Annotated in this window: 22 protein-coding genes; 11 read left to right on the top strand and 11 right to left on the bottom strand. The window is 70.2% G+C overall.

Annotated elements, in window-relative coordinates; genetic code table 11:
* The first annotated feature begins 122 nt into the window (after nucleotides 1-122).
* On the top strand, nucleotides 123-1,415 hold the full coding sequence (locus IG08_RS0128370; protein WP_030608334.1) for a M18 family aminopeptidase: 1,293 nt from the start codon (nucleotides 123-125) through the stop codon (nucleotides 1,413-1,415).
* Between the two features lie 98 nt (nucleotides 1,416-1,513).
* Nucleotides 1,514-1,768: a DUF6458 family protein gene (locus IG08_RS0128365; protein ID WP_030608331.1), complete on the top strand. Its 255-nt coding sequence runs from the start codon at nucleotides 1,514-1,516 to the stop codon at nucleotides 1,766-1,768.
* Here the strand turns inward: IG08_RS0128365 and IG08_RS0128360 are convergent.
* Together IG08_RS0128360 and IG08_RS0128355 are read right to left on the bottom strand one after the other, a co-directional pair.
* The gene (locus IG08_RS0128360; protein WP_030608327.1) at nucleotides 1,756-3,582 is read right to left on the bottom strand and encodes an NHL domain-containing thioredoxin family protein; all 1,827 of its coding nucleotides are present in this window, start codon (nucleotides 3,580-3,582) and stop codon (nucleotides 1,756-1,758) included. The genes IG08_RS0128365 and IG08_RS0128360 overlap by 13 nt on opposite strands.
* A 29-nt stretch (nucleotides 3,583-3,611) precedes the next feature.
* A complete protein-coding gene (locus tag IG08_RS0128355) occupies nucleotides 3,612-4,001 on the bottom strand; it encodes a cupin domain-containing protein (protein WP_106981037.1) in 390 nt (129 codons plus the stop codon).
* A 53-nt stretch (nucleotides 4,002-4,054) separates the two neighbouring features.
* Here IG08_RS0128355 and IG08_RS0128350 point away from each other — a divergent pair, with 53 nt between their 5' ends.
* Nucleotides 4,055-5,044: a helix-turn-helix domain-containing protein gene (locus tag IG08_RS0128350; RefSeq protein WP_030608321.1), complete on the top strand. Its 990-nt coding sequence runs from the start codon at nucleotides 4,055-4,057 to the stop codon at nucleotides 5,042-5,044.
* 329 nt (nucleotides 5,045-5,373) lie between these two features.
* A complete protein-coding gene (locus IG08_RS0128345) occupies nucleotides 5,374-5,871 on the top strand; it encodes an LURP-one-related/scramblase family protein (protein ID WP_030608317.1) in 498 nt (165 codons plus the stop codon).
* A gap of 10 nt (nucleotides 5,872-5,881) precedes the next feature.
* Here the strand turns inward: IG08_RS0128345 and IG08_RS0128340 are convergent, their stop codons facing one another.
* The gene (locus IG08_RS0128340; RefSeq protein WP_030608316.1) at nucleotides 5,882-6,655 is read right to left on the bottom strand and encodes a carbon-nitrogen family hydrolase; all 774 of its coding nucleotides are present in this window, start codon (nucleotides 6,653-6,655) and stop codon (nucleotides 5,882-5,884) included.
* Nucleotides 6,656-6,837: 182 nt separating this feature from the next.
* Here IG08_RS0128340 and IG08_RS0128335 point away from each other — a divergent pair, with 182 nt between their 5' ends.
* A complete protein-coding gene (locus IG08_RS0128335) occupies nucleotides 6,838-7,662 on the top strand; it encodes a maleylpyruvate isomerase family mycothiol-dependent enzyme (protein WP_030608313.1) in 825 nt (274 codons plus the stop codon).
* 23 nt (nucleotides 7,663-7,685) lie between these two features.
* Here the strand turns inward: IG08_RS0128335 and IG08_RS0128330 are convergent, their stop codons facing one another.
* Both IG08_RS0128330 and IG08_RS0128325 read right to left on the bottom strand, forming a co-directional pair.
* Nucleotides 7,686-8,990, bottom strand: a complete 1,305-nt coding sequence (locus IG08_RS0128330; protein ID WP_030608310.1) for an MFS transporter — start codon at nucleotides 8,988-8,990, stop codon at nucleotides 7,686-7,688.
* Nucleotides 8,987-9,673, bottom strand: coding sequence for a GntR family transcriptional regulator (locus IG08_RS0128325; protein ID WP_030608307.1), 687 nt, complete (start codon nucleotides 9,671-9,673; stop codon nucleotides 8,987-8,989). The genes IG08_RS0128330 and IG08_RS0128325 overlap by 4 nt, the downstream gene beginning before the upstream one ends.
* Before the next feature lie 259 nt (nucleotides 9,674-9,932).
* On the opposite strand from IG08_RS0128325, the gene IG08_RS0128320 reads away from it, so the two are divergent.
* Nucleotides 9,933-10,781: a D-alanyl-D-alanine carboxypeptidase family protein gene (locus IG08_RS0128320; protein ID WP_030608304.1), complete on the top strand. Its 849-nt coding sequence runs from the start codon at nucleotides 9,933-9,935 to the stop codon at nucleotides 10,779-10,781.
* Between the two features lie 69 nt (nucleotides 10,782-10,850).
* On the opposite strand, the gene IG08_RS54515 is transcribed toward IG08_RS0128320, so the two are convergent.
* Genes IG08_RS54515 through IG08_RS0128305 form a run of 3 tightly spaced genes read right to left on the bottom strand, consistent with a single transcriptional unit; the run spans nucleotide 10,851 to nucleotide 12,548 of the window.
* The gene (locus IG08_RS54515; protein ID WP_052424917.1) at nucleotides 10,851-11,159 is read right to left on the bottom strand and encodes a helix-turn-helix domain-containing protein; all 309 of its coding nucleotides are present in this window, start codon (nucleotides 11,157-11,159) and stop codon (nucleotides 10,851-10,853) included.
* A gap of 28 nt (nucleotides 11,160-11,187) precedes the next feature.
* Nucleotides 11,188-12,108 (bottom strand): hypothetical protein, encoded by a 921-nt coding sequence (locus IG08_RS0128310; RefSeq protein ID WP_030608300.1) that lies wholly within the window; start codon nucleotides 12,106-12,108, stop codon nucleotides 11,188-11,190.
* A gap of 11 nt (nucleotides 12,109-12,119) precedes the next feature.
* A complete protein-coding gene (locus tag IG08_RS0128305; RefSeq protein ID WP_158812290.1) occupies nucleotides 12,120-12,548 on the bottom strand; it encodes a hypothetical protein in 429 nt (142 codons plus the stop codon).
* Nucleotides 12,549-12,879: 331 nt separating this feature from the next.
* Here IG08_RS0128305 and IG08_RS60260 point away from each other — a divergent pair, with 331 nt between their 5' ends.
* The 5 genes from IG08_RS60260 (at nucleotide 12,880) to IG08_RS0128280 (ending at nucleotide 17,820) form a co-directional block, all read left to right on the top strand.
* A complete protein-coding gene (locus IG08_RS60260) occupies nucleotides 12,880-13,062 on the top strand; it encodes a hypothetical protein (RefSeq protein WP_158812289.1) in 183 nt (60 codons plus the stop codon).
* A 34-nt stretch (nucleotides 13,063-13,096) separates the two neighbouring features.
* A complete protein-coding gene (locus IG08_RS0128295) occupies nucleotides 13,097-14,665 on the top strand; it encodes a peptidoglycan-binding protein (protein WP_234342993.1) in 1,569 nt (522 codons plus the stop codon).
* Nucleotides 14,662-15,402, top strand: coding sequence for an ABC transporter ATP-binding protein (locus tag IG08_RS0128290; RefSeq protein WP_052424916.1), 741 nt, complete (start codon nucleotides 14,662-14,664; stop codon nucleotides 15,400-15,402). Before IG08_RS0128295 ends, IG08_RS0128290 begins: the two co-directional genes overlap by 4 nt.
* A 23-nt stretch (nucleotides 15,403-15,425) precedes the next feature.
* On the top strand, nucleotides 15,426-16,685 hold the full coding sequence (locus tag IG08_RS0128285) for an ABC transporter permease (RefSeq protein ID WP_030608290.1): 1,260 nt from the start codon (nucleotides 15,426-15,428) through the stop codon (nucleotides 16,683-16,685).
* 133 nt (nucleotides 16,686-16,818) lie between these two features.
* Nucleotides 16,819-17,820, top strand: coding sequence for a BRO-N domain-containing protein (locus IG08_RS0128280; protein WP_030608287.1), 1,002 nt, complete (start codon nucleotides 16,819-16,821; stop codon nucleotides 17,818-17,820).
* An 81-nt stretch (nucleotides 17,821-17,901) separates the two neighbouring features.
* Here IG08_RS0128280 and IG08_RS0128275 read toward each other — a convergent pair whose 3' ends face one another.
* From IG08_RS0128275 to pdhA, 3 genes are read right to left on the bottom strand one after another with little or no spacing between them, the layout of a single operon-like run.
* Nucleotides 17,902-19,314, bottom strand: coding sequence for a dihydrolipoamide acetyltransferase family protein (locus IG08_RS0128275; RefSeq protein ID WP_030608284.1), 1,413 nt, complete (start codon nucleotides 19,312-19,314; stop codon nucleotides 17,902-17,904).
* Between the two features lie 10 nt (nucleotides 19,315-19,324).
* On the bottom strand, nucleotides 19,325-20,320 hold the full coding sequence (locus IG08_RS0128270) for an alpha-ketoacid dehydrogenase subunit beta (RefSeq protein WP_030608281.1): 996 nt from the start codon (nucleotides 20,318-20,320) through the stop codon (nucleotides 19,325-19,327).
* 2 nt (nucleotides 20,321-20,322) lie between these two features.
* The gene (gene pdhA / locus IG08_RS0128265; RefSeq protein WP_030608278.1) at nucleotides 20,323-21,507 is read right to left on the bottom strand and encodes a pyruvate dehydrogenase (acetyl-transferring) E1 component subunit alpha; all 1,185 of its coding nucleotides are present in this window, start codon (nucleotides 21,505-21,507) and stop codon (nucleotides 20,323-20,325) included.
* Nucleotides 21,508-21,754 lie beyond the last annotated feature (247 nt).

Raw genomic sequence — 21,754 nt, 5'->3', positions numbered from 1 at the left:
GGCGCATCAGACCGCGTTCTGGGACACATCCGGTCAGCCCCACCGACCTCTCCACACCGTCCTTACGAAGGCCCGCTCCCATCGCCGGGAGCGGGCCTTCGTACGTCGTTAAGGTGAACCCCATGAGCGCACCCTCCCGCTTCGACCGCGGCCACACCGACGACCTCATGTCCTTCCTGACGGCGAGCCCCTCGCCGTACCACGCCGTGGCGAACGCCGCCGAGCGGCTGGAGAAGGCCGGATTCAGGCAGGTCGCCGAGACGGAGGCCTGGGACGGGACGACCGGCGGCAGGTACGTGCTGCGCGGCGGCGCGATCATCGCCTGGTACGTCCCGGAGGGCGCCGAGCCGCACACGCCGTACCGCATCGTCGGCGCGCACACCGACTCCCCGAACCTGCGGGTCAAGCCGCTGCCGGACACCGGGGCGCACGGCTGGCGCCAGGTCGCCGTGGAGATCTACGGCGGACCGCTGCTCAACTCCTGGCTCGACCGTGACCTGGGGCTGGCGGGCCGGCTGACCCTGCGGGACGGCTCGACCCGGCTGGTGAACGTGGACCGGCCGCTGCTGCGGGTGCCCCAGCTCGCGATCCACCTGGACCGTTCGGTGTCGGCGGAGGGGCTCAAGCTCGACAAGCAGCGGCATCTGCAGCCCATCTGGGGTCTGGGCAACGATGTCCGCGACGGCGACCTGATCGCCTTCCTGGAGGAGGAGACCGGGCTCGGCGCGGGCGAGGTCACCGGCTGGGACCTGATGACGCACTCCGTGGAGGCGCCCGCCTACCTGGGCCGCGACAAGGAGCTCGTCGCCGGCCCGCGCATGGACAACCTGCTGTCCGTGCACGCCGGTGTCGCCGCCCTGACCGCGGTGGCCCGCCCGGACCTGCCGTACATCCCGGTGCTCGCCGCCTTCGACCACGAGGAGAACGGCTCGCAGTCGGACACCGGCGCGGACGGGCCGCTGCTCGGGAGCGTGCTGGAGCGCTCGGTGTTCGCGCGCGGAGGGTCGTACGAGGACCGGGCGAGGGCCTTCGCGGGCACCGTCTGTCTGTCCTCCGACACGGGCCACGCGGTCCACCCCAACTACGCGGAGCGGCACGACCCGACGCACCACCCGCGCGTCAACGGCGGCCCCATCCTCAAGGTCAACGTCAACAACCGCTACGCCACGGACGGTTCGGGCCGCGCGGTCTTCGCCGCCGCGTGCGAGCGGGCCGCCGTCCCCTTCCAGTCCTTCGTCTCCAACAACTCCATGCCGTGCGGCACCACGATCGGCCCGATCACCGCGGCCCGCCACGGCATCAAGACCGTCGACATCGGCGTGGCGATCCTGTCGATGCACAGCGCGCGCGAGCTGTGCGGCGCGGACGACCCGCATCTGCTGGCGAACGCGCTGGTGGCGTTCCTGGAGGGCTAGGGCCTGCCCTGGAAATCCTTGTCTCCGCATGGGAGTTGCCGCCCCGGGTACCCGGGGTGCGGGCCGGAACGACCGGACCGGACAGGGAGGCGACACTCATGGGCCTTGGTGGATGCATCATCCTCATCGCCGCGGGAGCCATCCTCACCTTCGCGACCGACTGGGAGATGAAGGGGGTCAACCTCGACCTGGTCGGCGTCATCCTGATGATCGTCGGGCTGATCGGTGTGACGACGTTCAGCAGCATCGCGCGGCGCCGGCGCCTGGTGGTGCCGTCCGCGGCGCCGACAGTCATCGAGGGCGAGCGGCAGCACGGGCGCCGGGACGGCTACAGCGACGGTTACGGCGTCTGATCGTCCATCCCCGCGAGGACGAGAGGCAGGCGGTCCACGCCGCCCTCGGTGAGGTGGACGGGCACGCCCCAGTCCTGCTGGTGGACGTGGCAGGCGGGGTACTCGTTGGCTGGGTCGTCGTCACACGAGGCCGCCATCGCCGAGACGTGCAGGACTCCTTCCGTGACGGAGGGGTCGAGTTGGAGGGTGCGGGAGAGCTCGGTTCCCGCACCCTCGCCCTTGGTCAGCAGCTCGGGCGGGGTCGAGGAGACCAGAAGGCGGGCCGAGGGGCCGTACCGGGTGTCCAGCTTCTGGCCGGCCGGCGCCTGGAAGATCACGTCCAACCGGAGTGAGCCCGGCGCGACTTCGGTGGCCGCGCGCCGGGTGCGGTGCGCCACCGAGGCCACCTGCACGGCCTCCTCCGGCAGCCGCAGCCGGGTCAGCCGGTGCCGGGCCGACTCCACGACCACGATGTCGTCGCCGACGAGCACCGCGTCGCTGGGTTCGCGAAGGTCCGTCGCCAGGGTGGTGACCTCGCCGGTCGCCGGGTCGTAGCGGCGCAGTGCGTGGTTGTACGTGTCGCTCACCGCGACTGAGCCGTCGGGGAGCGCGGTGACGCCCAACGGGTGCTGGAGCAGGGCCTGTCCGGCGGCACCGTCGCGGTGCCCGAAGTCGAAGAGGCCGGTGCCGACGGCGGTGTGGACGGTGCCGTCGAGGTCCACCCAGCGCAGGGCACTCGTCTCGGAGTCGGCGAGCCACAGCCTTTCCGGGGTCGCCGCGAGCCCGGAGGGCTGGGCGAACCAGGCCTCGGCGCCGGGCCCGTCGACGAGCCCTTCGTTGGTGGTCCCGGCGGTGACGGCGACGGTCCCTTCAACCGGGTCGTACGCCCACAGCTGATGCACACCGGCCATGGCGATCCAGACTTTGCCGTCCCAGGCGGCCACGTCCCACGGGGAGGAAAGGTCGACCTCCCGACCGGGGCCCGCCGTGGGGTCGCCCTGCATCCACTGGCGCCCGGTGCCGGCGAGGGTGGTGACCTCACCGGTGTCCAGGTCCAGCCGTCGCAGGGCGTGGTTGACGGTGTCGGCGACGACGACGGCGTCTTCTTCGACAAGGGTGAGCCCCTGCGGCTCGTTGAAGGTGGCGCTGTCCGCCGTACCGTCGGCGAACCCGCGGACACCGGCCCCGATCCGCCGTACGACGCTCTCCCCGTCCCCCGCGAGCTCCACCAGCTGATGCCGGGTCGTGTCACTGACCAGGAAGTTCCCGGAGGGCAGCAGGATCGCCTTGCCGGGGAAGCGCAGCACCGTCGGCTCGGGCTCCGGCGCCACATACGGCCCGTCGCCGCGCCGCAGTGTGCCCTTCGCCGCGTGCTCGGCCTCCAGCTCCGTCACCAGGCGCTCGATCGCGTGCACATGCCCCTCACCGGCATGCTGCGCCACGACGTACCCCTCGGGGTCGACGACGACGAGCGTCGGCCACGCCCGCACCGCGTACTGCTTCCAGGTCGCGAGCTCCGGGTCGTCCAGCACGGGATGCTCGACGCCGTACCGCTCGACCGCGTCCACCACGGCCGCGTGCTCGGCCTCGTGCACGAACTTCGGCGAGTGCACGCCGATGACGACGACGGTGTCGGCGTGCTTGGCCTCCAGCTCGCGGAGTTCGTCGAGGACATGCAGGCAGTTGATGCAGCAGAAGGTCCAGAAATCCAGGACCACGATGCGTCCCCGCAGGTCGGCGAGGGTGTACTGCCGACCTCCCGTATTCAGCCAGCCGCCCTTGCCGACCAGCTCGGGGGCGCGGACACGGACTCTGCGCGGCGCGGAATCGCTCATGGATCAAGAGTGCCACCCGGCACTGACAGTCACCTCAGCGCGTGCCCGGTGGTCGCGTCCACGTGGTCGGGGACGTCGTCGTGCCGGTCGCCGACCGTGAGGGTGCCCGTGGGTTCGATGACGAGGATCTCGGTCGGGACGGGGGCGTACGGCTTGTGTTCGGTGCCGCGGGGGACCGTGAAGAGGGAGTCCTTGGGGAGGACGACCGTGCGTTCGCCCTCCTTCTCCCGCAGGGAGATGTGGAGTTCGCCGGCCAGGACGAGGAAGAACTCGTCGGTGTGGTCGTGGACGTGCCAGACGTGCTCGCCCTCGACCTTGGCGACGCGTACGTCGTAGTCGTTGACGGCGGTGACGATGCGGGGGCTCCAGCGGTCGGTGAAGGAGGCGAGGGCGGTGGGGAGGGAGATGGGTTCGCTCATGTCCGTCATCGTCGGCCGTGGCCCGGCTCGCGCACGAGTGCTAGAAATCGCACATGCCGCAAGATTCCTCTCACCCGAACGAACGTCCGCACCGGGTCGCGGTGATCGTCGACGAGGGCACGAACCCCTTCGAGGTCGGTGTCGCCACCGAGCTGTTCGGGCTGCCGCGGCCCGAACTGGGGCTGCCGGGGCCGTTGTACGAGGTGTCGCTGTGCACGCCGGTCCCCGGGATCCGGATGAACCACGGCTTCTTCACCCTGACCGGCGTGCCCGGACTCGAGGCCGTGGACGAGGCCGACACCCTCGTCGTACCGGGCCGCCCGGACAACGTCGTACCGCGCGGGGCCGCCGTACTCGACGCGATCCGACGCACGCACGCGCGTGGCGCCCGCGTCATGAGCCTGTGCACCGGCAGCTTCGCGCTCGCCGAGGCCGGACTGCTGGACGGGCGGCGGGCCACGACGCACTGGTTGTGGGCCGACGCGTTCCGCGAACTGCATCCGAAGGTCCTGCTCGAACCGGACGTGCTGTTCGTCGACGACGGCGACATCCTCACCGCCGCCGGCAGCGCCGCCGCGCTCGACCTCGGCCTGCACATGTGGCGTCGCGACCACGGTGCCGAGATCGCCAACGCCGTGTCCCGGAGGCTGGTCTTCGCCGCCCACCGGGACGGCGGGCAACGCCAGTTCGTGGAACGGCCGGTGCCGGACGTGCCCGACGAGTCGCTGGCGCCGCTGCTCGCGTGGGCGCGGGAGCGGCTGGGGGAGTCGCTGACGGTGGCGGCCCTGGCGGCCCGCGCGGCCGTCTCCCTCGCCACGCTCCACCGGCGCTTCCGCGCACAGCTGGGAACGACACCGCTGGCGTGGCTCACGGGGGAGCGGGTGACGCTGGCGTGCCGGCTCATCGAGCGCGGGGAGGAACGGCTGGACGTGGTGGCCGCCCGGAGCGGCCTGGGGACGGCCGCGAACCTACGCGCGCGCGTGCGGCGCGAGACGGGGCTCAGCCCGTCGGAGTACCGGCGGCGTTTCGGGCCGCGGACCTGACCTGTCGGAGCGAAGGGGATGGTGGCACTGACGCGGGTGCTGTCGGAGCGAACGGGATGGTGGCACCGTCGCGGGTGCTGTCGCAGCGAACGGGACGGTGGCACCGTCGCGGGTGCCGCGGAAACGGACCGGCGCGGCGTCGGGACCGACGTCGGACATCACACCCGCCCCGGCGCAGTCTTCCGCGTCGGCACACCCGGTCCCGCCCGCGAGCAGGGCGGCCACGACCACGGGGAAGTGCGCCCGCCCGATCGGTCTCCTGCGTGGGACGACCATCCCGTCGGCCTAGTGGTTGCGTTCCGCCCCGCCCGCCGGGGAAGCCGTACGACATGAGATTCCTCGTACGCGACCGGCTCCTCGGCCTCGGTGACGACTACTGGATCGAGGACGACCACGGCACCAAGGTGTTCCTCGTCGACGGCAAGGCGATGCGCCTGAGGGACACCTTCGAGCTGAAGGACACCCGCGGGCGGGTCCTGATCGACATCCGGCAGAAGATGTTCGCCCTGCGGGACACGATGGTGATCGAACGGGACGGCGAGCCGCTGGCCACGATCCGCCGCAAAAGGCTGTCGCTGCTGCGCAACCACTACCGGGTCTCCCTGGCGGACGGCAGCACCGAACTGGACGTCAGCGGCAAGATCCTCGACCGGGAGTTCGCGGTCGAGTACGACGGCGAACTGCTCGCGGTCGTCTCCCGGCGGTGGCTCCACGTCCGGGAGACGTACGGCGTCGATGTCGTACGGGAGGACGCGGATCCGGCGCTGCTGATCGCGGTGGCGGTGTGCGTGATCCACCTGGCGGACAAGGAGCGGGAGGACGACTGAGCCCGGAGGGTTACAGGACCCTGTCCTTCAGCGCCGGGAACTGTTCCCGGGTCGTCGCCACCTTCCCGGGGTCGAACTCCACCGTGAGGATCTCCTCGCCGGCCCCGGCCTCCGCCAGCACCTCGCCCCACGGATCGACCACGATCGAGTGACCGGCCTGCGGAACTCCCGCGTGCGTCCCGGCCGTTCCACACGCAAGGACGAACGCCTGGTTCTCGACCGCCCGCGCCTGGGCCAGCAGCGTCCAGTGCGCCCGGCGGCGCTCCGGCCAGCCCGCCGGAATCACCAGGGTCTCGGCGCCCGCGTCGACGAGACCGCGGAACAGCTCGGGGAAACGGAGGTCGTAGCAGGTCGCGACACCGACGGTCGTGTCCGGCAGACGGACCGTCACCAGCTCCTCGCCCCTGCCCATCAGCACGGCCTCGCCCTTGTCGAAGCCGAAACGGTGGATCTTGCGGTAGGAGGCGGCCAGGTCGCCGGAGGGGGAGAAGACGAGAGACGTGTTGTAGAGCGTGCCCTCGGGGGTGCGCTCTGGAATCGAACCCGCGTGCAGCCACACGCCCGCGTCGCTCGCAGCCTTCGCCATGACCTCGTAGGTCGGCCCTTCGAGCGGCTCGGCCTCGCGCCCGAACTCCTCGAAGGCGAAGGCCCCGGTGGTCCACAGTTCGGGCAGTACGACGAGGTCGGCACCGGCCTGGTCGCGTACCAGCGAGGCCACTCGCAGGCGCCGCGAGGCGACCGATTCGCCCTCGTCCACGGCGATCTGGATCAGAGAGGCGCGCACACTACCACCGTCCTGGCATTCGAGCCGTCCACACGGGCCTACGATCGTCACACGAAAGCACTGCCGGGGTGCCTCACAGCAGCGTAACTTAGCGTTCCAAGACACCCGCCGACAGCCACCGCCTCCATTGGCAACGCCGCCATCATCAGCCCGTGCTCCGACCGCCGAGGGGTCCCGTTTCCGTGAGTCTGCATCCCACCCTCCAGCCCTACGCCGACGCCTGGACCCACTCCATCGAAGCGATATCCGAGCTGGTGCAGCCCCTTGTGGAAGGAGAGTGGAACCGGCGCACCCCGTGCTACGGCTGGTCGGTCCGGGACATCGTGTCGCATGTCATCGGCCTGGACTGCGAGATGCTCGGCGACCCGCGCCCCATCCACACGCTTCCGCGGGACCTGTACCACGTCACCAACGACCACCAGCGGTACATGGAGATGCAGGTCGACGTCCGCCGCCACCACACGGCGCCCGAGATGACGTCCGAGCTGGAGTACGTCGTCATCCGCCGCAACCGCCAGCTGCGGAACGAGTCCCGGGACCCCGGCACCAAGGTGCGCGGCCCGCTCGGCACCGAGCTCACCCTCGAAGAGGCCGTGCGCAGCCACGCGTTCAACGTGTGGGTGCACGAACAGGACCTGCGCGCCGCGCTCGGCCGGCCCGGCAACCTCGACTCCCCCGGCGCGTACGTCGCCCGTGACGTGCTGCTCGCCGCGCTCCCCGACATAGTGGCCACCAAGTCCGACGCCCCGCGCAGCTCCGCGGTCGTCTTCGACGTCCACGGTCCCGTCGAGTTCCTGCGCACGATCCGCGTCGACATCCAGGGCCGCGGCACCCTCGAGACGGCCCCCGCACTGGGCCCGGCCGCGACCCTCACCCTCGACTGGGAGACCTACGTCCGCCTGGCCTGCGGCCGGGTGACGTTGGAGTCGGTGGCGGACCGGGTGAAGGCGGAGGGGGACCCGGAGCTGACGGGGGCGATCCTGCGGAACTTCACGGTCACCCAGTAGCAGACGTGCGGCCGGCCGGGTGCCTACGCGGGGACGTGCACCGTCTCCACCCGGCTGGCCACCAACCGCTCCCGCTCCCGGCGGATCGCCCGCTTCCGCAGCCGTAGGATCTGGCTGACCCCGAGGGCCTGCAGGACGAACATCGAGGAGAAGGCGACGGTGTAGTTGTCGCCGGTGGCGTCGAGCAGCACCCCGATCGCGAACAGGGTGGTCATCGAGGCGACGAAGCCGCCCATGTTGGTGATGCCGGAGGCGGTGCCCTGCCGCTCCGGCGGGTTCGCGGGCCGCGCGAAGTCGAAGCCGAGCATCGAGGCGGGCCCGCACGCGCCGAGCACCGTGCACAGCACGACCAGCAGCCACATCGGCGCGTGCTCGCCGGGGTAGGCCAGCGTGACGGCCCACATCAGCGCCGTCGCCGCCACGGTCCCGAGCGCGAGCGGCAGCCGCGCCGCGTGGTGCCGGGCGACGACCTGGCCGTAGACCAACCCGACGAGCATGTTGGACAGCACGACGAGGGTGAGCAGCTCCCCCGCCGTGGCCCGGGACAGTCCCTGCGCCTGGACGAGGAACGGCAGCCCCCACAGCAGCAGGAACACCATCGCCGGGAACTGGGTCGTGAAGTGCACCCACAGCCCGAGCCGGGTCCCCGGCTCCCGCCAGGACGCGGCGATCTGCCGCCGTACATAGGCCGCCCCCTGGTGCGGGAACGGCTCCGGCTCGTGCCCCTCGGGGTGGTCCTTGAGGAACAGCAGGAGCAGGACGAGGACGACGACTCCGGCGAGCGCGCTGCCCGCGAAGGCCGCCGTCCAGCCGATGCCGTGCAGCAGCCGGGCCAGGACGAGGGTGGAGACCAGGTTGCCCGCCATGCCGGCCAGGCCCGCGAACTGCGCGACCATCGGCCCGCGCCGGGCCGGGAACCAGCGGGTGCCGAGCCGCAGGACGCTGATGAAGGTCATCGCGTCGCCGCAGCCGAGCAGGGCGCGGGAGGCGAGAGCCATGCCGTACGACTGCGAGAAGGCGAAGCCCAGCTGTCCCACCGTGAAGAGCACGACGCCGAGGCCCAGCACCTTCTTCGTGCCGAGCCGGTCCACCAGCAGGCCGACGGGTATCTGCATGCCCGCGTAGACGAGGAGCTGGAGGATCGAGAAGGTCGACAGGGCGGAGGCGTTGACGTGGAAGCGCTCGGCCGCGTCGAGGCCGGCGACCCCGAGGGACGTACGGAAGATGACGGCGACGAAGTAGACGGAGACGCCGATGCCCCAGACGGCCATCGCGCGGCGGCCGCCGGGCGGGTCGCTGGGAAGAGCCGCGGAGGAAGGGGCGCTCATCGGACCTCGCCCCGCGCCAGGTTGGAGAACCACTCGACGTGCCCGTGGATGAGGCCGACGACCGCGTCCGCGTCGCCGGAGCGCAGCGCCTGCAGGATCTGCTCGTGCTCGGTGAGCGTCTTGGTGATGCGGTCCGGGTGGGCGTGCATCACGGCGACACCCATCCTGAGCTGCCGGTCGCGGAGCTGGTCGTAGAGCCGGTTCAGGATCTCGTTGCCCCCGCTGCGGACGATCTCGGCGTGGAAGCAGCGGTCGATGACGGCGGCGCCCGCGAGATCGCCGGCGGCGGCCTGCTCCTTCTGCTGCGCCAGCAGTTCCTCGAGGCGCGCGATGAGCCGCGGCGACGCCGGTACGGCCTTGCGCGCGGTGTGCTCCTCGACGAGCTGCCGGGTCTCGACGACGTCCGCGATCTCCTGCGCGGAGACGGGCAGGACGAGTGCGCCCTTCTTCGGGTAGAGCTTGATCAGCCCTTCCACCTCGAGCCGCAGCAGCGCCTCGCGCACCGGGGTACGGGAGACCCCGACGGCCTCGGCGAGCTCGCCCTCGGTGAGGAGGGTGCCGCCCTCGTAGCGGCGCTCCAGGACGCCCTGCTTGACGTGGGCGTAGACGCGGTCTGCGGCGGGGGGCTGCTTGACCGAAGCCTTGTCGGAGGTCTTGTCGGGGGCGGGTGGGGCTGACGGCATGAGTACATCTTAGATACAACACGTACGCATGGCGGACCCCGTCCACCATTCGGACCCCGGCAAAACCCCTCATCGAAGGACGCCACACTCACCCCAGCTGTTGCACAACCTTCCGTGCTAGTTACGTGTCACACACGTGCGGCCCCGCTTTCCTCTCCACCAACTCGGCCGCATTCCAGGGGCATTCAACGTATTCGGGGTATTTGAGTTGATAACCGCCACCAAGGGTTTCCGTTTCCGCAGAGCCGCAGCCGTCGCTGTGACGACGGGCGCAGTGCTCGCCACCGGAGCTCTCACTGCGGCACCGGCGCAGGCTGTGACCGCGCCCACCATCACCGCCAAGGGCGGGTACCTGATGAACAGCTCGACCGGTAAGACCCTCTTCTACAAGTCGCCGAACACCCACCGGCTCACCGCCTCCACCACGAAGATCATGACCGCGAAGGTCGTGCTCACGCAGTCGAACCTGAACCTGGACGCCAAGGTCACGATCAAGAAGGCGTACAGCGACTACATCGTGTCGAAGGGCGCCTCGTCCGCCCACCTGATCGTCGGTGACAAGGTCACCGTCCGCCAGCTGCTCTACGGGATGATGCTGCCGTCCGGCTGCGACGCCGCGATGGCCCTCGCCGACAAGTTCGGTACCGGCTCGACGGTGTCCGCTCGCGTGAAGAACTTCATCGCCAAGATGAACAACAAGGCGAAGCAGCTCGGCATGACGAACTCGCACTTCGACTCGTTCGACGGCATAAGCAACGGCTCGAACTACTCGACGCCGAAGGACCTGACGCTGCTCGCCCGCAGCGCGATGAAGAGCTCCACGTTCAAGTCCGTCGTGAAGACCAAGTCGTACAAGGCGAAGACCATCACCAAGTCCGGTTCCACCCGGACGATGGCGGCCTGGGACAACACCAACACGCTGCTCGGCTGGAACGGCACGCTCGGCATCAAGACCGGCTCCGGCACCGAGGCCAAGTACTGCCTCGTCTTCGCCGCCACGCTCAACGGCGAGTCGGTGATGGGCGCCGTCATGACCGCCTCCTCGGCGGCCAACCGCACCGCGGACGTGAAGAAGCTCATCAACTACGGCTACGCCAAGATCAGCTGACACCCCTCGAAGCAGGGACTCGAAGCTGGGAAAGGCCCGCCGCGGACGAACGCGGCGGGCCTCGCCCTTTCATCGCGCCGGATGCGCGGCGCAGATCCCGGCGGTGTCCGGCAGGCACGTCAGATCGAGCAGGGCCACCTGGCACAACTGGAGCCGACTCAGCCCGCCCAGCTTGTTGCGCAGGTTCGCGACATGGAACTTGACCGTGCGCTCCGATATCCCGAGCGACCGCGCGAGTTCGCCGTACTCCTCGGAGGAGACGAGCCGCCCGAGGATCTGGCGCTCCCGGTCAGTGAGAGTGGGCAGCCGGGAGAGGGCCGTGCCCAGGATCTCGCGCAGCGAATCGGGCAGCCGGCACAGCCCACATGAGTTCGGCATCAGGTCGTCTCGGGTCGGATCAGGCTGTTCAGGTCAGTTCGGCCGCCAGCAGCAGCCGGCTCTCCAGCTGTTCCTTGGCCAGCGACAAGGTCTGCGCGTTCTCCTCGATCAGCCGGCGCTGGTAGGCGGTCGTCACCGCGTAACGCACTCCTACGAGGTTGACCCGCTGCTTGCACGCCACGTCGGCCTTGGCCGCGGTGACCGCTCTGGGACTGGACAGGTCCGACTCGGTGAGGCCCAGTTCCTTGACCGCGTTCACGGGACCCGTGAGTTCGTACCCCGCCTTCGCCATACAGGACGACCAGCGCTTGTCGACCGCGCGGACCCGGGAGTCCTCGCGCGCCTTCGACTCTGCGTCGCTCTTGAGGTTGAACACGAAGAGGATGTCGACCTCGTTCGCCTTGCGCGCGTAGAGCTTGAGGTAGGACTCCCGGACGCAGCCGCCGACGGGCACCCGCTCCCCGTTGAACGTCACGTCGCTGCCGCCGGACTTCTCGGCCTCCTCCAGGTTCGCGGGCACGTCGGCCGGGTCGAGGTCGTCCTCGCCGCTGAGCGCCAGCTGCTCGGCCTCGGTCAGCGACCCCGTGGCCGCTCGCACCGGGGCGTTGGCCGTCCCGGGGTTCAGGTAGCCGTACCGGGCGGCCGTGTCTGGGTCCACCAGGCCGAAGACCCGGGCGTTCGACCCGCTCGCCGAGCTGACGGGCCGCTCGGGGGCCTGGTAGGTGAAGCCGAGGCGGGCCATGCACCGGCTGGTGAGGACGCCCTGGGCCCGCGCGAGCGTGACCTGCTGCTCGGCGGTGGCTTCGTAGGCGTCCATTGGGAAGCTCACGTCGGCGGTCCTGAGCATCGTGGGCGTGGAGGTCACGGTGGGTTCGGTGCTCCCGCCGGCGCCGTCCGAGCCGCCGGCGGAGCAGCCCGCCAGGGCAAGAACGGCGCCGAACGCGGTCACACGGAGCCGGTTCAGAGGTACCAATAGCTCGACGAGATCTTGTTCTTGAAGGTAGAGGAGGCGTTGCCGACGTGACCGGCGGGGAGATCGCCCCGAATGCCCTCATGGAACGAATCGGTGTAGACGTACCACATCGTGGTGTCGCGGTTCCAGTACGACGCCGTGTTGTCGTTCACCGTCTCCCCTTCACCTTCGCAGTTCACATAGGTCGGGCGGTCCTTGAAGTCGTTGTTGGCGAAGTCGTTGTCCCCGGCGAGGAGGTCAAAGACGCAGCCGCCCCGGCTCGAGTAGTAGTAGAGGCCGAACTCCCCTGCCTCCAGGATGCCGTCGTCCTGATCGACGGCCGCCGCCGGTCCCGCGGTGCTCAGTGCGAGCCCGCCGACCGCGACCACCGATACAGCGAGTGCCGAGACACGTCTCACCGTTCTGCTGCCGTTCAACTCCGCCCCCTGTCCTATGCAATTGAATCATCAAGATCCTGCAAAGGAAGAGTGAATCAAGGCTGAATCTGATCGTCTACTGTCCCCAGGGACAGTAGACGATCAGATTCGGGCGGGCCTAAGCTCTGCCACCCCATGATCACGGGAGCCTGTTTGCCCGGGAACAGGCCTACCACGGCTGTCTCGAAGACAACGGCGTCGTCCTGGAACAGCTCGTCGACAGCCAACTCCGCGTGGACAAGGGCAGAACGACGACGCCTACCTGGTCAGTGCCCGGGCGAAGTGCGTCGGTCTGCTGCCCGGTGCCACGTCGGCGGCTCCGGCCATGGTCGTGGCCGGAGAAGTTCAGCGCTCGCGTGCGCGAGAACGGCTTCCTCGAGTTCCCGGATCCCGATCCGACGACGCGCAGGTCGAGTTGGCGGGCGACGAGGCGGCGACGTTCAAGACGGCCGTGTTCCTCGCCGTCTCCGAGAAGTGCTCTCCGGGCTCGGACGGTGGCATCGCCGGCGGCTGAACCGCGTACGCCGGAGCGACGACGAAGGACAGCGATGACGCAGGTCAGGGGGGCCGCCGAGGCGGACCGGGGCAGGGAAACGGACCCGGACCGGCCGACGGAAACCGAGGTCGCCCGGCCGGGCGGGCCGGAGTCGGGGCCGAGCGGTATGGCCGGCCGGCGCCGATGGGTGGTCGCCGTGGCCCTGGGCGCCGTACTCGCGACCCTCGGCGGACTCGGCGCGGCGCTGCTGGTGAAGTCGCCCGCGCAGGTGGCCGCGGAGGCCGGGGCGCCCTCGCCCGACGTGCTGACCGCCCCCGTGGAGCACCGGGTGCTCACCTCGTCGGTCATCACCCGAGGTCAGGTGGTGGCCGGACAGACGGTCGAGGTGATTCCCCAGGTACCCGCCGGTGAGGGCGCGGCGCGAGCGGTGATCACCAGGATTCCGGTGCGGGCCGGGGACACCGTGAAGGCGGGACGGCTCCTGATGGAGGTGTCCGGCCGGCCCGTGTTCACGCTGCAGGGAAGTCTCCCCGTGTACCGCGACCTGCGTCCCGGCGCCACGGGCGACGACGTACGCCAACTCCAGCGCGCGCTGCGGAAACTGGGCCACGACACCGCCCCCGACACCACGGGCCGTTTCGGCTCCGGCACGAAGGCAGCGCTCAACTCCTTCTACGCGACGCTGGGTTACGAACCCGTCTCCGCGTACGACGGCGAGGGCGACCCCGTCGAGGACGCCCGCGGCCAGGTCACCGCCGCCGAACGCGCTCTGGAGGACACCGAGGACGCGCTGGCGTCGGCCAACACAGTTACGGATTCCGGGCGTTCGACGAGCGAGGCGGGCGACGAGGACACCGCGAGCCAGGGCAAGGCCGTGCGCCGGGCGCGGGAGGACCTCGCCGACGCCCGCGCGAAGCTCACCGCCGCCGAGGCGGCCGCGGGGCCGATACTGCCCGCCGCCGAGGTGGTGTTCGTGCAGAGCTTCCCGGCGCGCGTCGGCTCGGTCTCCGCCAAGGTCGGGGGTGAGGCGTCCGGGACCGCTATGACGCTGTCCGCGGGCCGGCTGGTCGTGCAGGCGTACGTCCCCGAGTACCAGAAGGACCTCATACGTTCCGGACGCCGGGCCGAGATCTACTCCGAGGTGAGCGGCACGTCCGCGCGGGGCGAGGTCACCTCCGTCTCCGACCCACCCGCCACATCCGGGGAGCAGGGGCAGAACGGGGAGGCCGGGGAGGCCGGGACCGCTCAGAGCCAGAGCGCCCAGGGCCGGCTCGTGCAGATCACCCCCGACAAGCCCCTGAACGCCGAACTCACCGGACAGGACGTACGCGTCACCGTCATCGCGGCGTCGACCGAGGGGAAGGCGCTGGTCGTACCCATCACCGCGATCAGCTCCGGCGCGGACGGGCGGACCACTGTGACCGTGGTCGAGGCGAGCGGTGCCAGGCGGCGGGTGGAGGTACGGGCGGGCACCTCGGGCGACGGGTTCGTGGCCGTCGTGCCGGTGGCCGGGAGCGGCGGTCTCATACAGGGCGACCAGGTGGTCACGGGAGTGCCCCGCGCGTCCGGCGATTCCATCGATTCCGCTGATTCCGCTGATTCCGCCGAGGGGACCTCGTGACGGCGGCGTCCGCGCCGGTCATCGAGTTCCGCGGGGTCGGGCTGACGTACCCGGGGCCGCCGCCCGTGGCCGCTCTCCGGCCCTGCGAACTGACCATAGAACGGGGCGAGTTCGTCGCCGTCGTGGGTCCGTCGGGATCCGGGAAGTCCACGTTCCTCAACATCGCCGGGCTGCTCGACGGGCCCACCAGCGGGACGTATCTCCTGGACGGCATCGACACGGGCGCCCTCCGGGACGCGGACCGCACGGCCCTGCGCGGGCGACGCATCGGGTTCGTCTTCCAGTCCTTCCATCTGCTGCCCCAGCGCAGCGCCGTGGAGAACGTCACGCTCGCCATGGTCTACAACGGCGCCCCCCGCCGGGACCGGGTGCCCCTGGCCCGCCGGGCGCTCGAGCGGGTGGGCCTCGGCCATCGCATCGACGCCCTGCCCACCCGCCTCTCCGGCGGCGAGCGGCAGCGGGTCGCCATCGCGCGGGCGCTGGTGGCCCGCCCCTCCCTGCTGCTGTGCGACGAACCGACCGGAAACCTCGACACGGCCAACGCCGAGTCGGTACTTGCCCTGCTGGAGGAACTGCACGCGGACGGCATGACCGTCCTGGTCATCACCCACGACCCCCTGGTCGCCGCCCGCGCCGAACGGACGGTGGCGATACGGGACGGGGTTCTGAGCGATGGACCTGAGATGCCGGAAACACCGAACACGCCGGAGACCCCGTCGTCCGAGGCGGTCGCGTGAAGGGCGCGATCGGGGCGAGAAGCCTGATCCGGGCGAGGACCCCGCGGGCGGCGGCGGAACACCGCATCCCACCCTCCGTGTTCGGCTGGCGTGACGTGCTCTCGGAGTCCCTCGCGGGGATGCTGCAACGTCCGGCGCGCTCCGCGCTGACCGCCCTGGGGACGGTGCTCGGCGTGGGCACGTTCGTGGCGATCCTCGGCCTGACGGCCACCGCCTCCGCCCAGATCGACACACGGTTCAACGCGCTCAGCGCGACCGAGGTGAGCATCGAGGACGTCGCCCACGAACAGGACGAGTTCGCGGGGCTCGCCTTCCCGGCGGACGCCGACGCCCGCATCGGCCGGCTGCACGGCGTCGAACACGCGGGCGTGTACTGGCCGGTGCGGCTCGACCCGGACACCCCGGTACGTTCCTCTCCCGTGGGCGACGGCAGTACCGGTACCCAGAGCGGAATCGACGTGGTGGCCGCCTCGCCCGGCGTGTTCGCCGCGGCGGGGACCCGGCTCGCGGAGGGCAGGGTCTACGACGCCTACGCCTCCGACCAGGCGGCACCCGTGGCCGTCATCGGCGCGGGCGTCGCCGAACGGCTCGGCATCACCACGCTGGAGACCCACCCGGCGATCTTCATCGGCAGCCGGCCCTTCACCGTCACCGGCATCGTCTCCGCCACCGACCGCAAGGCCGACCTGCTGCTGTCGGTAGTCGTACCGCGCACCACCGCGGAACGTATCTGGGGCGCACCGGAGTCGGGCGGCGCGAAGATGCTGGTCTCGACCCGGCTCGGTGCGGCCACGCAGATCGCCCACGAGGCCGCGACCGCGCTGCGCCCCGACCATCCCGCGTACTTCAAGGTCGTACCGCCCCCCGACCCCCGCGCCCTACGGACCGGGGTGGGCGACGACCTCAGCCGGCTCTTCCTCCTCCTCGCGGCGATCTGCCTGGTCATCGGCGCGGTGGGCATCGCCAACACCACACTGGTCGCCGTCCTGGAACGCACGGGAGAGATCGGTCTGCGCCGGGCCCTGGGCGCACGCGGCCGCCACATCACGGTCCAGTTCCTCGCGGAGTCGGCCGCACTCGGCACACTGGGCGGCCTGGTCGGCACGTCCCTGGGCGTCCTGACCGTGGTGACGGTCGCGGCAATCCGCGACTGGACACCGGTAATCCACCCGGCGACGGCCGCGACGGCCCCCGCGATCGGCCTCCTGACAGGCCTGCTCGCCGGCCTCTACCCGGCCTGGCGCGCGGCACGCGTCGAACCGGCGGAGGCACTGCGCCGCTGAGCCCTCCGTCATGCACGCACTGGCCGTCCGGCGTAGCGGGATCGGTGATCTTCGCTCGCAATCGTGAACATCCATGCACGGGCTGGCATGTTCGATTTCCTCCGCCCTACGGTCCGCGGCGGAGGTGGTTCACATGATCGAACCCAGCAAGCACCAGCCCGACCCTCGGACACAGCACGACGCGATCGATGCCAGCGACTTCGTCTACGCGGCGACCGGGACCCGGATCCGAAGGCTGACCACGCCGGACGGGACGCACTGGTTTCCGGCGGTGGATGTCTGCAAGAAGTTGGGGTACACCACCCCTCGAAAGGCTCTCCTCGACCATGTCCCGGAGGAACATCGAGAGATTCTTGAGACAGTGACTGGAAGTCACTGTCTCAGCATTCCCGCAGGTAGGGAGTGGCGTCGAGACCTGAATCTCATCGACCTCCAAGGCCTGATCCTTCTCGTCAGCGCCTGCACCAAGCCCTCCTGCGAACCCTTCAAGCAGTGGGTCGCCGAGGTGATCGAGACCGTTCAGCGCGAGGGTTCCTACACCCTTGAGGAGGCCGAGGTGCAGCCCGCCGGCCCGGGGGCTCCGGTCGCGTACGCCATGCCGGAACAGGTCGCCGAGGCCATCGTCCGGCTCGAAGAGCGCAATCTTCAGGCGGACGAGCAATTCGCCGTCGCCCAGCACAAGTCACTCGCCCTGCAGAAAGAGATGGCGGAGACGCAGCAGGAAATGGTGGGAATGCAACGAGAGATGCTGGAGTTGCAGCGTTCCACCCTCACCGCGCAGCAGACCATCGCCCAAGCCATGGACCGCATCGCGAACCGGCTCGACGTACTGGCCCTCGACCGCCCGGCACCCGAACCCGGCTTCTCCGCGCGCCCCACCACGGAGTCCGTCCTGGCCGACTGGCGGCAGCGGTTGTCCGTGACCGAGGACGTCTGGACGGTGGCGGTGGTGATCGCGCCGGTTCTGGTCGAGCGGGGCGAGCTACGCCAGCCGCTGGCCTCGATCGCGGCCCGGACGGGACTCTCGGTGCACCGTGTCAACGAATGCCTGCGCCTGCTGCGCAAGCACGCCTGCATCCACTCCCGCGGCGGCAGCGAGGACGGGGACCCGGTTTACGTACTCAAGCTTCCCTGACCGACCTCACGAATGAAGGGGCGGCCGCAATCAGAACTTGCGGCCGTCCCTTCAGACTTCAACCTATACCGCCCCGGGTCGTCACCCCCAGGTAATCAGCTTCTTCGGCTGCTCCAGAATCGCGGCCACATCGGCCAGCACCTTGGAGCCCAACTCCCCGTCCACCAGCCGGTGATCGAAGCTCAGTGCCAGGGTCGTCACCTGGCGCGGCTTCACCTTGCCCTTGTGGACCCACGGCTGGAGCTTGATCGAGCCGACCGCGAGGATCGCGGCCTCGCCGGGCGGGAGGATCGGCGTGCCGGTGTCGACGCCGAAGACGCCGACGTTGGTGATGGTGACCGTGCCGCCCTGCATGGCCGCGGGGGACGTCCTGCCCTCGCGGGCCGTGGCGACCAGCTCGCCCAGGGACTCGGCCAGTTGCGGCAGCGTCTTCGCGTGGGCGTCCTTGATGTTCGGGACGATCAGGCCGCGAGGAGTGGCCGCCGCGATGCCCAGGTTGACGTAGTGCTTGAGCACGATCTCCTGGTTCGGCTCGTCCCAGGAAGCGTTGATGTCCGGGTTGCGCCTGATGGCGACCAGGAGGGCCTTGGCGATGAGCAGGAGCGGGTTCACCCGGAGACCGGCGAGATCCTTGTCCTGCTTGAGCTCCTCGACCAGCTTCAGCGTGCGGGTCACGTCGACCGTCACGAACTCGGTGACGTGCGGCGCGGTGAAGGCGGAGCCGATCATCGCCGCGGCCGTGGCCTTGCGGACGCCCTTGACCGGGATACGGGTCTCACGGGTCGCGTCGTACGACGCGACCGGGGCGGGCACGGGGGCGGCGGCCCGGACAGGCTCGGGCGCCTCGACGACCGGTTCGGGAACCGGCGTCACCGCCGCGTGCACGTCCTCGCGCGTGATGATGCCGTCCGGGCCGGACGGGGTCACCGTCGCCAGGTCGACGCCCAGGTCCTTCGCCAGCTTGCGCACCGGCGGCTTGGCCAGGGGGCGGGACTCCACGGCGGCGGCCGGGCCGTGGCCGTTCAGCTCGGTCTGGACCGCCTGGACGGCCTGGATCTTCTCGGCCGAGGCCTGCTGGACCGGGACCTCGGGGCCCTTGCGCGGGCGGCGCTTGGTCGAGGAGGTGGCGACGCCGTAGCCGACGAGGACCGGCGTGCGGCCCTCCGGCTTCTTCTCCACAGCGGTCTCGGGTGCGGGGGCTTCGACGGATGCCTCGGCCGGAGCCGCGCCCCCGCCCGCCACGTCCACCGCGATGATCGCCGTGCCCACGTCCACCGTGGTGCCCTCGGGGAAGCGGAGTTCGCGGACCACTCCGTCGTAGGGGATGGGGAGTTCGACGGCCGCCTTCGCCGTCTCCACCTCGCACACCACCTGGCCGTCCGTCACCGTGTCGCCGGGCTGGACGTACCACTTGAGGATCTCGGCCTCGGTGAGTCCCTCGCCCACGTCGGGCATCTTGAACTCCCGCACGGACGCTTCAGTCATCGTCGTCACGACCCTCTCCTCAGTACGCCAGGGCACGGTCGACGGCGTCGAGCACCCGGTCCAGGCCCGGCAGGTACTCGTCCTCCAGGCGGGCCGGCGGGTACGGGGCGTGGTAGCCGCCGACCCTGAGCACCGGTGCCTCCAGGTGGTAGAAGCAGCGCTCGGTGATCCGGGCGGCGATCTCCGCGCCCGAACCGAAGAAGACCGGCGCCTCGTGGACCACCACGAGGCGGCGTGTCTTCTCCACCGAGGTCTGGATCGAGTCGAAGTCCAGGGGCGAGACCGAGCGCAGGTCGAGGACCTCCAGGGACCGGCCCTCCTCGGCGGCCGCGTCGGCGACCTCCTGGCAGAGCTTCACCATGGGGCCGTAGGCGACGAGCGTGAGGTCCGTGCCCTCGCGGACCACCTGGGCCTTGTGCAGCGGGCCGGGGATCGCCTCGGTGTTGACCTCGGCCTTGTCCCAGTAGCGTCGCTTGGGCTCGAAGAAGATCACCGGGTCGTCGCTCTGGATGGCCTGCTGCATCATCCAGTACGCGTCGGACGGGTTGGAGGGGCTCACGATCTTCAGGCCCGACACGTGCGCGAACAGCGCCTCGGGGGACTCCGAGTGGTGCTCGACCGCGCCGATGCCGCCGCCGTAGGGGATGCGGACGACGACCGGGAGCTTGACCTTGCCGAGCGAGCGCGCGTGCATCTTCGCGAGCTGCGTGACGATCTGGTCGTAGGCCGGGAAGACGAAGCCGTCGAACTGGATCTCCACGACCGGGCGGTAGCCGCGGAGGGCGAGGCCGATCGCCGTGCCGACGATGCCCGACTCGGCGAGCGGGGTGTCGATGACGCGGCTCTCGCCGAAGTCCTTCTGGAGGCCGTCCGTCACGCGGAAGACGCCGCCGAGCTTGCCGACGTCCTCGCCCATGATGATGACCTTGGGGTCGGAGTCCAGGGCGCGGCGCAGCGATTCGTTGATCGCCTTGGCCAGGGCCATGCTTTTGGATGTCACGGTTTCTGCCGCCATGATCAGACCCCCTCACCCTCCGAGTCCGCGAACGACGCCTGATAGGCGGCGAACTGGGCTCGCTCCTCGTCGACGAGCGCATGCCCGTCCGCGTACACGTGCTCGAAGATGGCGAAGTGGTCCGGGTCCGGCATGGCGCGGACCGCTTCGCGCACTCGCCTTCCCAACGCCTCGCTCTCGGTCTCCAGTTCCGCGAAAAATCCCTCGTCCGCGTGGTTTGAGGCCTCGAGGTACCGACGAAGGCGCAGGATCGGGTCCTTCGCCTCCCACGCCTCGCGCTCCTCGTCGGCCCGGTACTTCGTCGGGTCGTCGGAGGTGGTGTGGGCGCCCATGCGGTAGGTGTACGCCTCGACCAGCGTCGGGCCCTCGCCGCGGCGAGCGCGCTCCAGCGCCCACTTCGTCACGGCGAGGCAGGCGAGGACGTCGTTGCCGTCGACGCGGACGCCCGGGAAGCCGTAGCCCTGCGCGCGCTGGTAGAGCGGGACGCGGGTCTGCTTCTCGGTCGGCTCGGAGATCGCCCACTGGTTGTTCTGGCAGAAGAACACCACCGGGGCGTTGTAGACCGCGGAGAAGGTGAACGACTCGGCCACGTCACCCTGGCTGGAGGCGCCGTCGCCGAAGTACGCGATGACCGCGCTGTCCGCGCCGTCCTTGGCCACGCCCATCGCATAGCCCGTCGCGTGCAGCGTCTGCGAGCCGATGACGATCGTGTACAGGTGGAAGTTGTTGTCGTTGGGGTCCCAGCCGCCGTGGTTCACGCCGCGGAACATGCCCAGCAGGTTGGTGGGGTCGACGCCTCGGCACCAGGCGACGCCGTGCTCGCGGTAGGTCGGGAAGACGTAGTCGTCCTCGCGGGTGGCCCGGCCGGAGCCGATCTGGGCGGCCTCCTGGCCGAGCAGCGAGGCCCACAGGCCCAGTTCGCCCTGGCGCTGAAGGGAGGTGGCCTCGGCGTCGAAGCGGCGGGTGAGCACCATGTCGCGGTACAGACCGCGGAGCTCATCGGGGGTGATGCCGGCGACGTACGAGTCGTACTCGGCGTTCTTGACGCGCTTGCCCTCGGGCGTCAGCAGTTGCACGAGCTCGGGGTCGGTGCCCGGCGCCTTCTTGGCGGTCGTGCGCTTGCCGGCCGGGCTCTTGGTACTGGCGCTGCGTCGCGGTGTGCGCGCGGCAGTGCTCTCCACGGTCACGTGTGCTCCTCCGTCGGTCCGGCGTACCCGGGTTCGCCGGGTGCCAGTGCGGCTCACCTGCGGCCCTACGGACGCACGGGGTGGGTGCGGCTCGTTCGGGACAGGCGTGACAGGTGCCCCGGCGAGCGCCCTGCAAAAGGCACGTTACCCAGTGCTCCACATTTCTGTGAAACCCCTCCTGACCTGGGATTTTGCTTGGATTTCCAAGTAAATCCCGAAAGCCTGGAACAACTCCTGGTCACAGCCT

It is taken from the genome of Streptomyces fulvoviolaceus (genome assembly GCF_000718165.1).
Classification (GTDB): domain Bacteria; phylum Actinomycetota; class Actinomycetes; order Streptomycetales; family Streptomycetaceae; genus Streptomyces; species Streptomyces fulvoviolaceus.
This window is presented reverse-complemented; position numbering and strand designations above follow the sequence as displayed.